The sequence below is a fragment of the Campylobacter ureolyticus genome (assembly GCF_027277485.1).
Taxonomy (GTDB): Bacteria; Campylobacterota; Campylobacteria; order Campylobacterales; family Campylobacteraceae; genus Campylobacter_B; species Campylobacter_B ureolyticus_B.
The window spans coordinates 13286-26434 of record NZ_JAPXGQ010000003.1 but is presented as its reverse complement, the minus strand read 5'-3'; the positions used below and the strand labels follow the sequence as shown (position 1 = coordinate 26434).

Sequence of the window (13149 nt, the reverse complement as noted above, 5' to 3'; positions counted from 1 at the left end):
TACAAGGAACCAAAACACGAGGAACCAATATATGATGAACCAACATGCGATGCAAAAGCCACTAAACATTAATCTTTAAACCCTAAACTTTGATAACTCTTTTGACATCTCATAATAATCCACAAACTCATTAAAAGTAAAATTTATAATATTACTATTAGTTACATTCATTTTTATTCACTCACTCTAAAAATTTATTGGAATTATTAAAGATTGGCCGAACTGTATTTATATCGTATTGCAAATTTATTGAATTATGTATATTTTCAATTATTACTTTATATTTTTTATATTTATAAGCCATAAATTTTACACTAATTATTTTTTTCTTGAAATTAATATAAAACTCTTTTTTCGCTATTTTTTATAAACTCAACTATCTCTAACGTATGACTATAAAGTGTTTGTTGTATTTAAAACTATATTTAAAGCTTTGTTTTTATCTGCTTATCAATTTCTTCTTTTGTGTATAAAGTAGCTGTTTTGTTTTGAATTTCTTTAACTGCTTTATTTAAATTTTCATTGATTTCTTTTTCTGAAAAAATGCAAGGCTCTTGTTGTTTGGCCCATTTATAAAAAATCTCTTGTGCTTTTTTTATAACATCTTTTTCATTACTGTTTAGACTATTTAGAAATTTAGTCTTATTTAGCATTATCTTCATAATATTTCTTTTTATTATATTATTTAGACTATATCATTATTTAAATATACTTTTAAAAACTATTTTAAATTTATCATAGAGTTTTTTGCTATTTTGATTTAATATATTCTAACAAATTATTAGCTATCTTTTTTGCTTCATAATTAGGTCTTGATTCATATATACTACCTGAACTATCTTGCCATATTATAATTCCATCAATTCCAATATTTTCTACTACATATAAATTATGTTTTATTTTTCTATTAAGATTCCACTCTCTCTTTGTTACATCAACAACATTTCTATTTTTTGATTTAGCAATGCCAGTGAGCTCGATATCATTTGCCATAATAGCTCCGAAATTAAGCAAGTACTCCTTATAGTCTTTTGCTAAAGGAAGTGCTAGTTCAATCTCAACATTTTCTATATCTTCAATACTTGCAGGCTTTAGAGGTATTAAATTTTCAAGATTTTGTATTGTTTCAACTATTTTAGACATTTATTCTCCTTCCATACTAGATAGTCTACTTTGCCAATGTTCATAACGTTCTTTTGCAAATTCATTTCGATTAATTTCTGTTTCTTTTGCTTTATCGTGTAATATTGCATCATTTCCAACACCTCTATGCTCTTGAGTTGTTAGCTCTGCTAAAGGACTGTTTTGTTTTTGTCCAATATGATGAAGTTCAACTTCTTCGCCATTTTTAGTAAGAGGCGGTCTTCCTATTTCCATTCTTTCTCTATTTGTGATCCCATCCTCATCTGCTTGATCTAAGTCGATATCATCCCTAATTAAGCATTTTTTGCCATTAATTTCAACTTCTTTTAAATTTGCTTTTATATATATTTCTGCTTCTTCTTTTGATCGAATTGATTCTATAACTTCATCTGACCATCCAGTTTTTTCTTGAATTTCTTTTTTTTCTTCATCACTTAAGCCCTCACCAGATTCATTTATCTCTGAAGCCTTATTATCTCGCGTTTCAAGCTTTTCTTTATTGGCTTCTAAAACAGAGGAGAGGGAAGAATTCATAGCAGTTTCAGTATCAGCCTCTTGAACAATTTGTTTTTTAAAATTTGAATACTCTCTATATTTATCTATATCGGTATTTTCAATATTTTGTTTTGGCTTAAACTCTTTAAATGGCTTATCTAAGCTTTTTTCAATTGCTACAAGTGTTTCTATCATACTATTCACTCCTATCTATTGTACTTTTAACCTTATAAGCTTCTTCATCTGATATATCAAAAAAATAATTCTTAATTGTGCTAACAATATCAGTCTCATTGGTTGCATTATACAATACTAACTGTGCAATAATAAACCTGCCTTTATATTTAATGTCATCTCGATATACAAGCTTGAATTGCTCTTTGACTGAAGTTAATTTTTCAATACTTGGAGAAAATAATAATTCATATATTGCATTGTTTAGCTTATCAGGCAAAATTTGTTTAATACTATAGCAACCATTTAATAAATATTGAATAATCGAATTATGCAACAAGGTAGCATATATTGAATTCTCATTATTGCACATTACCAAATTAACATTATTTTTTATAAGATTTCTTCTAGCTGCTTGTCTATATTTTTTAATCGCAGCACTAACATTTTCATACTCTTGTATCAAAATAGTGTTTAGCATTTTTAAAGCAAAAGGGTTTATATAGTTCATAAGTATTTCATTGGCAATATTAAGATTAATTTTAAATAATCGTTCTTCAATATTATCACCATACAGCATACCATCCGATATTTTATTCTCATTAGCTAAAGGTATTTTCACACGAACTGGAAGATTCATTCCTTCTTTGTGACACAATGCAGTTCCAGCTGTAAGATTACCTAAATCTATACAGTCATCTACTGGCAGGCCAATAGTATTTGCAATCAGCTCTTGATCATCAGCAGCTACTAAACGTTGTATTATTTTATTAGATGAGTTTTTAATTACATCTGGAGCAAGTTTGCTTGGAATTTGTTCAGCGACAATAACACCTTGGCCGTATGAGCGCATTTCAGCAATCATGTTGGTAAAATGCTCTACTGCTTTTCCTTTTGGGTTTCCAATATCTTCTGAAGTTTTTTCAGTACTTATATTTTTTAAAAGCCTGTGAGCTTCTTCGATTACCAAAATATGTGATAAGTCTTGATTTGAACTTGCAATTTCTTTATGTACTTGGCGATATTCATTAATAAATATAATTAAAAGTCCAACACAAAATGCCTTATCTGAATCATCGGCTAAACCCTCTAGTTCAAAAACTGTATTATTATTTAATAACTCATCCATATTGGCATATTCATAAGTGTTAAACATGTATCCCTTAGAGCCAGAGCAAAGACTATCTAGTCTTGCTTTTATGGCTGTTTTTATATTGCCTGCAACTTCCCCCTCATAGTTCATTTCTTTTTCAATATATCTTTCTATTTCAAATTTTAACTCTTGCATTGTAGGAAAAATGTACTTATGGGTTTTTAAAGCATATTTTTCCTGCATATAATCTGCATCAAAGAAATCAATGGAATTATTCATATTTGTAAAATACGGATGAAATCCCAAAGTTAAATTCCATCCTTTTTTCTTATATATGTTTTGCAGACATTTTTCTAATATATATGGCATAGGACCATAAAAAGAAAAGGAGGCATTAAATAAATCTTTTAAGAAGTCGATATGCATTTGCGGAGAAACACCACATTGAATATAAAACGGATTGAATTGCAGACAATTTATTTCTGGTTTTCCTAAAGTATAAACTTTAGGTCTTTTATTGTCTTTAAGGCTAATATTTCTGTATTCTTTTTTTGCAGATTCAATTACTAAAAATGGAGTATTTGCATTTATTAATATGTTTTTTACTGTTGTTGTTTTACCACTACCAGTAATACCACATACAAAAGTATGACGTGCTAAATCCCTATATGTTAATGAAAATGGCATATTTTTAAGAATTCTTTTTCCAGAACAAATATGACCAATTTCAATACCTCCATTGTCATCAGTAATCAATGGATATATTTTCCCTTTTTTTAGTTCAAAATTTGGAACTGGGACATCAGGCAATGTACACATTAATCCCAATTCCTCAGATGTAACAACGCTGCATAATGAAGATAGATCTTTTTCATTCATTAGTATTTTTGGAATTAAGATAGAATTTCTATCAGCTTCAATGCCATCTATATGAAACTCTTGCACCTTAATTGGTGGAATATTTGAATTTGGCTTCGCAAATTCCCCAGAAATACAAGATTTTATGACATTAGAAACCAATTTTGAATCTGCAGAATAAGAAATAACAGTTTCCCACATCCCATTATTTTTACCCTTTTCAAATCTATCAATTGCTTTATCTGCATAATCAATCATCTCAAGAGCAAATCCATTTTGTATATCGGATGAAATTCCTTCATTTTTATTAATAGTATCGGTTATGGTTTGACTATAGTTATTTGAGATAGAATAGCTATCAGTTTTTGTTTTACTTTCAGATCTACCAGTATTAAAAATAATATAACCCAACCCAATATTTTTGGTTTTTGACTCTGATACGCTGTAAGTATTTGTCTTTGTCAAGCCTTTAGTGTCTCCTACGGATTTTGATATCCCTTGTTGTTTTGATATACTTCTTTTACTAACAGAGAAACATTTGTCTTTGATATCTATCAATTGACCACATTTATAAAGAATTTTTTCTTGAGATATAGGACGCGAAATAAACAAAACTGTATAATCCTGCCCGTTTAGGCTTCTCATCATTGATGCTAATGAAAATTTTTGTTTTTCGTCTTCTATTTTTATGGATGGTATAGCAGATATTAACCCCGCATCTTTTTCACATACTTTTCTTTTTGTAAAATTTGTTTTATATGGCACTAATTCAATATTATCCAACAATCCTTCAATAATATTTTTTATTAATGCCATATCTTCATCGAGATCATATAAGCCAATTACTAAGTTCATAGTTCCATTATAAGAAACAATACCATATACTATAGGTTTTCCTATATGATATAGAGCTGTATAAAATTTATTCATTTTATCATTTAAAAATTCAAAAACATCATCAAGTCCATTTACTGTACAGCTTACAATTCTAAAAAAATCAAATGCATCTAAAAATTCATTAGAGTTATCATATGTTAAATTTTGTATTTCTTTTTTTTCATTAAGCAAATATGAAGGATGCACTTCCTCTATAAATTTAATAGATTGCTCTGCAATAATTTGGGTATCTTGATTAAATTGTGTTTTTAGTTCACTATTATGTCTGTTTTCTTTTTGAGAAGCATTTAAAATACAATCTTGACTCATCATTTTTCCTTAAAAATTAAAAAATTAATTTTTGTAAATGGTTCTAACTTGCCTGTTTAAATAATCTTCTATTTCAACTAGCCAATTTAGAATTTCATTCTCCATATCTTTTAAATATTTGTTGATAGCTTGATGAAAATTTTGCTTATTCTTTTTTGAACATATTAAATATGAAGAAATACCAACAATTACAGCACCTGCAATGATAATTGAAATTGGAATCCCAATTGTCCCTAAAATTGGAGTCTCAATTGTCTCTGAAATTGCAAATTTTAAAATACCGCCGACTGCTAGAGTTCCTGCAGCAGAACCTGCAGCAACATATAGCTTATTAATATCTTTAAATTTAATACCTTTTTCATATGCATTCTTTAATTTAATATCAAAATTATATTTTTCATTTAATTTTTCTCTTAAATTAAGTTCATAGAAGTCATTTAATTTTTCTGGATCTTTAAAATAATCATCTTCTTTAATTTTGTCCACAAGATTTGCATAGATATCAACAATGTATCCTCTGCTTTCTGCTGACACTTTTGAAGAAACCATTTTACTTATTTCATTTATAGCCATATCTCCTGCACCACAATTTTCTGCAATTTCACTAGCTTTTTTTGATAACTCATTAAACATTTTATGGACCGCATTTCTTAATTCTATATTACACATTGCTATCAATGCCCCCTTTTAATTCAGAAATAATTTTTTTTCTAGGCTCAATAGAAGATAAAGTTTTCTCTAGTTTAGATATAGTTGCTATAATTTCATCTGCAGTTTTTTTATCTTCTTCAACTTTATGCAATTCATTCATTTTTTCATATTCATTTTTACGTAGTTCTTTTATATACGCTTTTAAAGTATCACTTACAAAATCGCGGAGATCACTAATTGCACGTTCTTTAATCTCATCTATCTTTCCCACTATACTAGTTTTTACGAGTTTATAATATTTATCTTGCGAAAAATAAGGTTTTGTATGTGTTTCTTTAAACGTAGCTCCAGTTGTATATTCACGTAATTCATAAGATTTACTTTTCATATCATTTTTAATCTTATCTACCAATTCTTTTGAGAAATCCGGTTCCAAAGATACATATTCAATTGTATTACTATCACTGAGTGCAACTTTTAATGCCTCATTGCACTCAGAAACTACCTTTTTTTGTAAATCATCCTCAAATTCTATAAGAATATCAACTTGTCTAAATGATAGTTTTTCCAACTGATCAATAGCTGAATTACTTGTGCCATCTATTTCTTCTATGTTTTTTTTATACTGTTCCGTGACTTCTTCAGCGCGTTGTGCAATTAATCCTTTTGTTACTGAGCTACTATATTCTGATTCTATATCTTTAGCTTTACCCTTCATTGCAAGTCTAATACCCATAAGCTCATTCTCTATTTCGTTTATTTTTAGTGCTAATTTATTTGGATCCTTACGTTTTAATTTATAATTATCAATTTTTTCATGCAAGGAAACACTTATTTTTGTATACACTTTTAACATTCTGCCAAGAAACTCACTAAGTGCAATAAATTGTGCTTTTCTTCCAAATTTATTTAGAGATTGCTCTATAGCATTAAAATTAGATATACGTTTTAATTCCAAAAGAAAACTTTCTTTTTCTCTATTTGAACCAAACCAAGCAAGCCCAAGGAAGGGTTCAATTTTTTTCTCAGAATTCATACTTTCTATTTTATTTTTAATTTCTAAAGTAGACATTTCTTTAAATATATTATAATAGAGCTTAGCCTTACTGTCTACAGAAATGATTTGTTCTTTTACTATTCCATGCCTATTATCATTTTTTTGACTACCGAACATATTTACAAATTCTTCATATGCTCGCTCTATGGTATTTTCCGATTCCGATGCAGCTCTAGTCAAAATCAAAAACATAGCATTTTTATTTCTATCAACACTTTTGGATTCTAAAAATTCTTTAAAACTATTTGCTTCAATGGCTACTCCAGTAATTGGACGCAAAAACATAATAGCATCCGCTGATTCAATATATTTAGCTGCAACATCCCCAACTCTACCTGCTGCATTAACGCCAGGAGAATCAATAATTCTAATGCCACGCATATCATTATCTTTGAAGGGATACTCAATATCTATTTTTGTTACAATTTTTTCCCATTCTGGTTGTGTTTTTCTAATGTACTCTATAATTTTTTTATTATATTCTTCCTTTGAAAGACGATGTATGTTTTCATTTTCAACACCATTTAACAAATCTGAAATTATCTGTTTTGGAATGCTTTTATTTTTATATTTAACGATAATCTCATTATTTATGATGGTAATTGGAATATCTCTATATTCATCATCTATTGATGCATTATCAGCTAAGAACCTTGCAATATCTTTTTCACCAATTATTGTTTTAGATCTTCCATCTACATAAGTTGCATGCAAGACAAATTCTTTGCCATATTTAATTTCAACAACAGAACTTGTACATTGACGAACATCCATTGGTAAAATTTCTGTACCAAGATACGCATTTATAAATGTAGATTTACCACTTTTTGCTTCTCCAGCTATCATTAAGCAAAATTTATCCTCTTTGATTTTAATAGCTTGGGATTTTAATGCTTGAAGGGAGGTGTCATCTTTTGGAAAGTCTGTCTTAGAAATAATATCTAAAAATTCGGAGTAACATTTCAAAACATCTTCTTTTGCTTTTTTATAACTAGTTATCATATTAGCATGCTCCTATTAAATAATTAGCTAAAAATACAAATATATTTCAATCTTATTGTCCAATATTTCTATATGCAATAATCTTGCAAATAGTATTGTAATTTTATTTAAATAAACCAAATAATCACATAGCGATTATACCTAAAAATAGTTAATTACAATTTAAAACGGCTCAACATATTATAAAATATTAGATATTAAAATAATTACAATCTTGTTAATACACTCATTAAAATAACGAAATCAGTCGCTTTATTTCGCAATTTTTAATATGTAGATTTTTACAAGTGATTTAACCTGCTTAAACAACTATAAATAACCTAAATCACTTGAAGTTTATTTTAAGGTTAATATCCTAATGGCTCTATGTTGTCAATAAAATCAGCATACCATTGCATTAATATTCTTTTTTGTTCTAGTGTTGCTCTTTGCCTCTCATAACTTGCTATTACTTTATTATCTTCTTTATGACTTAAACATTCTTCTACTACTTTATCGCTTATTCCTAGTTTTGTTATTTTGTCGCTATATAAAGTGCATATTGTTCTAAATGTAGCTCTAAATCCGTGGCTAGTTGCAACTTCTTTATATTTGTTCTTTTCGCCTAAATTTCTAATAGCTTTACTTAAGCTATCTCTATGTAAATGTCCGTTTTTATTTCCACTTGGAAATACATATTTAAACCTATTTGAATATAAAATTTGTTCTTCAAATATAGCTATAACTTGTTTTGATAATGGTATGATATGTTCTTTTTCCATTTTCATTTTATCTGCTTTTATAGTCCATATTCTCTCTTTTAGGTCAATTTCTTCCCACTCTGCTGATACTGTATTTATTGGTCGATTAACACAAAGAATTTGTAAATATATAGCCCTTTTAGTTTGTATATCCATTTTATTGTCTGCTTTTAAGTCTTTTATGAACTCTTTTAATGTTTTTCTATCCAGTATGGCTGACTGATGAGCTGATTTATGATTTTTAGCCAGTGGAAAATCCTCTATTAGCATAAAAGTTGGATTGTGTGTTATAATTTGTTCTCTTATAGCTATATCAAATATTTTTTTTAAATCTCTTATTAAGTCATAAATAACATAATATCTTCCATTTTTATAAGGTATTTGTAATAGCTTTTTTAGATTAATTGGTGCTATTTCCCTTATATCTATATTTTTTAATATTGGTAAAGTATATTTTTTATGTTGTTGTTTTATCTGTTTTAGGGTTTCTTCTCTGCAAGTAGCTTCTTTAATCTTTATAAATTCTTTATAATATCCATAGAATGAATAGTTTTTATTTTCTTCTTCTTTATATTTATCTAGTGTGATATTTTTTTGGTTCATTTCGTTTAATATAGCTATTGCTTCTTTTCTTGCATATTCTACTGGATATACTTTATCGTTAAATTCTTTTAACTTGTAATATTTTCCATTTACTCTTAAACTAAAAACTTTAATTCCACTAGGATTTATTGTTATTATTAATTCTTTAGGATTTCCAACTGTGCGTATGTATTTCTTTTCTTTTATTGGCAATTCTCTTATTTGCTTATCGGTTAATGTTTTACTAGCTTTTTTCACATTTTTCCTTATAGCGACTTTATAAAGTTACTAGCTACCTTATAAGTAACATTATCTTTTATTAAGTCAAAATATATTGAGTTCAATTGAAAAGATATTAAAAACATATCAAAAGCCCTTTATAAGGCATTTTAAATAAGGTTTTAAATCAATTGTTTTGAAGTGAATTATATCATAATTGAGTGAAAAATAGAAATAATGGTGTCCTGCGTTGGATTCGAACCAACGGCCCCCTCCTTAAAAGGGAGATGCTCTACCTACTGAGCTAGCAAGACACCTTTAAAAATGGCGCAGCAGACGAGACTCGAACTCGCGACCCCCGCCGTGACAGGGCGATATTCTAACCAACTGAACTACTGCTGCACCTAAAGTGGTGGTCGCTAAAAGACTCGAACTTTTGACATCCACCTTGTAAGGGTGGCGCTCTACCAACTGAGCTAAGCGACCAACTTTTTAAGCTTTTTCCTTAAAAAGGAAATGAAATTATACAATCAAACATCTTAAATTAAGCTTAAAGACTTAAAGTCTTTTATAAAAATTCAAAATTTACAATTTCTGCTATAATTTAAACTAAAATTTAAAGTTGAAAGTTGGATATGAAAATTTTATTTTTTATATTTTTTTCTATAAATTTACTGTTTTCATACAGTTATGAAGAAATTTTATACGCTATAAAAGATGTATCCTACAAAGAAGGAATAGCTAACAAAGTTCTTTATACAATAGTAAAAATCGAAAGTGATCTTAACCCATATGCTATTTCGTTTCTAACAAATAACCAAAATGCAATTTATTTTAAAAGCTTGGAGACAAAAAACATAAGGGTAAAAGCAAGTCCGTATTCGTTAAATAAGTCAAAATGGGTAGTTTCTATAAATCCATCAAACGAATCTTATGCAATAGAAATATCAAAACTTCTTTTAAAAAATGGCTTTAATATAGATGTTGGTCTTGGACAGTTAAACTCTCAAAATTTTAGCCTAAATGAGATTGAATATATATTTAATCCAAACTATAATTTAACAAAATGTGCAAAAATCCTTAGAAAATGCTTTAATGCCAAAAATAAAGATATGCAACAGACCATAGAATGTTATAATTACGGTATGAGACACAGAGGCTCAAATCCTTACTATAAGCGATTTTATAAGCATTTTATGAAAGAATTCGGCCAAAACTAAATTTCTTATAAAAAGGTAAAATTAATTTTACTTTAGATATAATTTCGGATAAATTTTTCATTAAGGATTTTTATGAAACCTCATAAAATTAGCATAACTTTACTTATCGCACTTTCAAGTATGGCATTTGCAGACTCAAATAATGAGAGTTTAAAAGATGCGTTATTAAATACAAAATTTAACTCAGAACTTAAAGCTTGGTACTGGGATAAAACAGATGAAACTAGCAAATTTAATAACGAAAATATTACAAATTTTGCTTTAGAGCTTGGTCTTAAAACAGGTGATTTATATGGTTTTTATCTTGGCTCAACTGCCCAAATAGCCTTTGCTCCAATTGGTAAAAAAAACGCAAAACTACTATATAATGGCGAACAAAACACTAAAGGAATTGTTTTATCACAACTTTATTTAGGCTATAAAATATCAAATAGTGATATTAAAATCGGAAGGCAATTTATTAACACTCCTTTAGTTGCTGGAAATGGTGCAAGAATCTTAAAAGAATCTTTTGAAGGCGCTACAGCAAACATTAAAGATATAGAAAATAATGACATTTTCTTAGGCTATGTTTATAAATTTCAAGGTAGAACAAGCTTTATAATGGGTGATGAAAGCGGAAAATATCCAAAATTTAAAGATAGAATCACTCTTGGTGGAGTTGGTCCAAAAGCTCATAAATTTGATAGGCTTTATTATTTAGGCTTAACAAATAAAAGTTTTGAAAATCTAGACTTAACAGCTCAATATAGTTATTTGAATAATGTTGAATTTGCAATTCCTAATATGAAAGATAAAAGTGGAGATATTCATCTTTATTATACTGAAGGAAACTACAAAGTGCCGTTTGAAAATTTTAACCTTAAATTTGATGCAAATTTTAGAGGCTCTAAAACTTCAGGCCAATTAGAGGAAAGAAATTTTAATGGTCAAATGTATGGTATAAAAGCTGGAGTTTATGACTTAAATGGATTTAACTTTATTGCCGCTGCTACAACCGTAAGCAAAAATAAATCTGTTATAATGAGTGCTGGACTTGGTGGAAATAGCTACACATTTTTACCAGTTCGAGGCGGGCATCTTTTTACCTCAACAGCGGGTATGACAACTTATAAATTTCAAACCGGTTATGACCTTTCAAAAATTGGTATTAAAAACTTAAAAACTAGCGCAGCTTATGTATTTTCAAAACACAGCACTCCTAATAAACAGGCAGGAATGAATCCAGCAAATGTAAAAAGAGAATATAATGGATATAGCTTAGCGTTTAACTATAAAGTTCCTTGTTTAGAGGGCTTTAGCACAAATTTAATGTGGGTAAGCCTTAATGAGGAAAAAACATTAAACAATAAAACTAATAAATCAAAAATAGATGAACTTTGGGTAAAGCTAAGTTATAAATTTTAATCTTTTAGTGGCAAAAGATTTTTTCTTGTGCCACTTATTTTTTAATTATAAATTTTGATTAATTTTGCAAAATCGCATTTTAAAAGCATTATGGATTAAAAATATAAATAAAAATTTAAAAAAATATAATAAATCATATTTTATATAAAAATTTCAAATCTTTAAATAGTGAAAAATCTATATAGTAAGTTTAAGTATTTTTTAGATTTTTTTGTTATACTTGCATTACAAAAATTACAATAATAGGAAAAAGATATGCAACTAACTTTTAGATTAAATGATGAGTTATCAAAAAGATTTGAAGCTCTTGTAAATGAGACTAAAAGAACAAAATCTCACTATTTGCAAGAAGCAGTTAAAAACTTGCTTGATGATTATGATGATTATAAAGAAGCTATGAAATCAATTAATGAAAGCAGTGGCAAAAAAACTTATTCCTTAGATGAAATTTCATCTTTATATGGCTTAAATGTATGAAAATTGAATTAAATGATAGAGCTAAAAAAGATTTTGCAAAGCTTGATAAGCATATACAAATTCAGATTTTTAAAAAATTAAAATTTATTGAGAGCTTGAATGATCCAAAAGATGACGGTAAACCATTGGCTGGAAATTTGCTTGGTCTTTGGAGATATAGAAGTGGAGATTATAGAATATTGGCTCAAATACTAGATGATAAACTTATAATTTTAGTTGTTAAAATTTCTCACAGAAAAAATGTTTATGACTTTAAAAAACAATAACATTTAAAAAATCAATTTTGTTATATTATTTTCAAAAAACTATCTTATTTTTAAATTTTAAATCTCATTTAATATTGTAAATACTTTTCTTTACATTTTGATTTCTATAAAAGTCATCATTTTTCATCCTTTTTTATATTTAATTATATGGATAAAATCGCAAATTTTTAAAAAAGGACTAAAAAATTCAAAAAAAGTGCAAATTTATAGGAATTTGTTAAAATCTTGTCCCAAAACTTGTCCCAATTTTTGAAATTTGTTAAAAAAAGTAAAGAATCGACATCGATTTTTAGGTGGTTTATCATGTGTTTTTTTAATATGGCGGACAGAGAGACCTTTTTATATCCCCCTATTTTCAAGCTTTGCTCAACTTTGCTCCCAAAATGACTGGGTTTTTTCAACTTTTTTTAGGTCTTTTTTCAACTTTTTTTCAATTGGGGTATTATACCATGTTTATTGAGAAAATTGAAACCTTAAGCCATTTTTTTAACAACTTTTTACTTTTTTTATTTTGCTTTTTTTAAACTCCCCTATTTTAGGGCATTTGCTTTTTTTAAAT

At 27.8% G+C, this 13149-nt stretch carries 11 protein-coding genes and 3 tRNA genes; 4 read left to right on the top strand and 10 right to left on the bottom strand.

Annotated elements, in window-relative coordinates; genetic code table 11:
• Positions 1 to 425: 425 nt before the first annotated feature.
• From O6B72_RS02055 to O6B72_RS02010, 10 genes are all read right to left on the bottom strand, one after another.
• Complete coding sequence (locus O6B72_RS02055; protein WP_269492064.1) at positions 426 to 662, bottom strand: hypothetical protein; 237 nt, start codon at positions 660 to 662, stop codon at positions 426 to 428.
• Positions 663 to 750: 88 nt separating this feature from the next.
• Entirely contained in the window at positions 751 to 1143 is a 393-nt protein-coding gene (locus tag O6B72_RS02050; protein WP_269492063.1) for an SMI1/KNR4 family protein, read from the bottom strand.
• On the bottom strand, positions 1144 to 1833 hold the full coding sequence (locus O6B72_RS02045) for an HNH/ENDO VII family nuclease (RefSeq protein WP_269492062.1): 690 nt from the start codon (positions 1831 to 1833) through the stop codon (positions 1144 to 1146).
• Between the two features lies 1 nt (position 1834).
• Entirely contained in the window at positions 1835 to 4969 is a 3135-nt protein-coding gene (locus tag O6B72_RS02040) for an ATP-binding protein (protein ID WP_269492061.1), read from the bottom strand.
• 24 nt (positions 4970 to 4993) lie between these two features.
• On the bottom strand, positions 4994 to 5638 hold the full coding sequence (locus O6B72_RS02035) for a hypothetical protein (protein WP_269492060.1): 645 nt from the start codon (positions 5636 to 5638) through the stop codon (positions 4994 to 4996).
• Complete coding sequence (locus O6B72_RS02030) at positions 5631 to 7679, bottom strand: dynamin family protein (RefSeq protein WP_269492059.1); 2049 nt, start codon at positions 7677 to 7679, stop codon at positions 5631 to 5633. Before O6B72_RS02030 ends, O6B72_RS02035 begins: the two co-directional genes overlap by 8 nt.
• Before the next feature lie 347 nt (positions 7680 to 8026).
• Positions 8027 to 9259, bottom strand: coding sequence for a tyrosine-type recombinase/integrase (locus O6B72_RS02025; protein ID WP_269492058.1), 1233 nt, complete (start codon positions 9257 to 9259; stop codon positions 8027 to 8029).
• A gap of 199 nt (positions 9260 to 9458) precedes the next feature.
• Positions 9459 to 9534, bottom strand: a tRNA-Lys gene (locus tag O6B72_RS02020).
• Between the two features lie 11 nt (positions 9535 to 9545).
• Positions 9546 to 9622: transfer RNA gene (locus tag O6B72_RS02015), tRNA-Asp, on the bottom strand.
• Between the two features lie 8 nt (positions 9623 to 9630).
• Positions 9631 to 9706, bottom strand: a tRNA-Val gene (locus tag O6B72_RS02010).
• Between the two features lie 149 nt (positions 9707 to 9855).
• Here O6B72_RS02010 and O6B72_RS02005 point away from each other — a divergent pair.
• From O6B72_RS02005 to O6B72_RS01990, 4 genes are all read left to right on the top strand, one after another.
• Positions 9856 to 10440: a transglycosylase SLT domain-containing protein gene (locus tag O6B72_RS02005; protein WP_269492057.1), complete on the top strand. Its 585-nt coding sequence runs from the start codon at positions 9856 to 9858 to the stop codon at positions 10438 to 10440.
• A 72-nt stretch (positions 10441 to 10512) separates the two neighbouring features.
• Positions 10513 to 11847 (top strand): OprD family outer membrane porin, encoded by a 1335-nt coding sequence (locus tag O6B72_RS02000; protein WP_269492056.1) that lies wholly within the window; start codon positions 10513 to 10515, stop codon positions 11845 to 11847.
• Between the two features lie 255 nt (positions 11848 to 12102).
• A complete protein-coding gene (gene relB, locus O6B72_RS01995; RefSeq protein ID WP_024962245.1) occupies positions 12103 to 12324 on the top strand; it encodes a type II toxin-antitoxin system RelB family antitoxin in 222 nt (73 codons plus the stop codon).
• Positions 12321 to 12590, top strand: coding sequence for a type II toxin-antitoxin system RelE family toxin (locus O6B72_RS01990; protein ID WP_269490889.1), 270 nt, complete (start codon positions 12321 to 12323; stop codon positions 12588 to 12590). The genes relB and O6B72_RS01990 overlap by 4 nt, the downstream gene beginning before the upstream one ends.
• Positions 12591 to 13149 lie beyond the last annotated feature (559 nt).

Excerpts from the sequence above, each read along its gene's own strand:
- O6B72_RS02045 (WP_269492062.1), bottom strand. The coding sequence starts at position 1,833 with ATGATAGAAACACTTGTAGCAATTGAAAAAAGCTTAGATAAGCCATTT.
- O6B72_RS02030 (WP_269492059.1), bottom strand. The coding sequence starts at position 7,679 with ATGATAACTAGTTATAAAAAAGCAAAAGAAGATGTTTTGAAATGTTAC.
- O6B72_RS02055 (WP_269492064.1), bottom strand. The coding sequence starts at position 662 with ATGAAGATAATGCTAAATAAGACTAAATTTCTAAATAGTCTAAACAGT.
- O6B72_RS01990 (WP_269490889.1), top strand. The coding sequence starts at position 12,321 with ATGAAAATTGAATTAAATGATAGAGCTAAAAAAGATTTTGCAAAGCTT.
- O6B72_RS02005 (WP_269492057.1), top strand. The coding sequence starts at position 9,856 with ATGAAAATTTTATTTTTTATATTTTTTTCTATAAATTTACTGTTTTCA.
- O6B72_RS02050 (WP_269492063.1), bottom strand. The coding sequence starts at position 1,143 with ATGTCTAAAATAGTTGAAACAATACAAAATCTTGAAAATTTAATACCT.
- O6B72_RS02040 (WP_269492061.1), bottom strand. The coding sequence starts at position 4,969 with ATGAGTCAAGATTGTATTTTAAATGCTTCTCAAAAAGAAAACAGACAT.
- O6B72_RS02000 (WP_269492056.1), top strand. The coding sequence starts at position 10,513 with ATGAAACCTCATAAAATTAGCATAACTTTACTTATCGCACTTTCAAGT.
- relB (WP_024962245.1), top strand. The coding sequence starts at position 12,103 with ATGCAACTAACTTTTAGATTAAATGATGAGTTATCAAAAAGATTTGAA.
- O6B72_RS02035 (WP_269492060.1), bottom strand. The coding sequence starts at position 5,638 with ATGTGTAATATAGAATTAAGAAATGCGGTCCATAAAATGTTTAATGAG.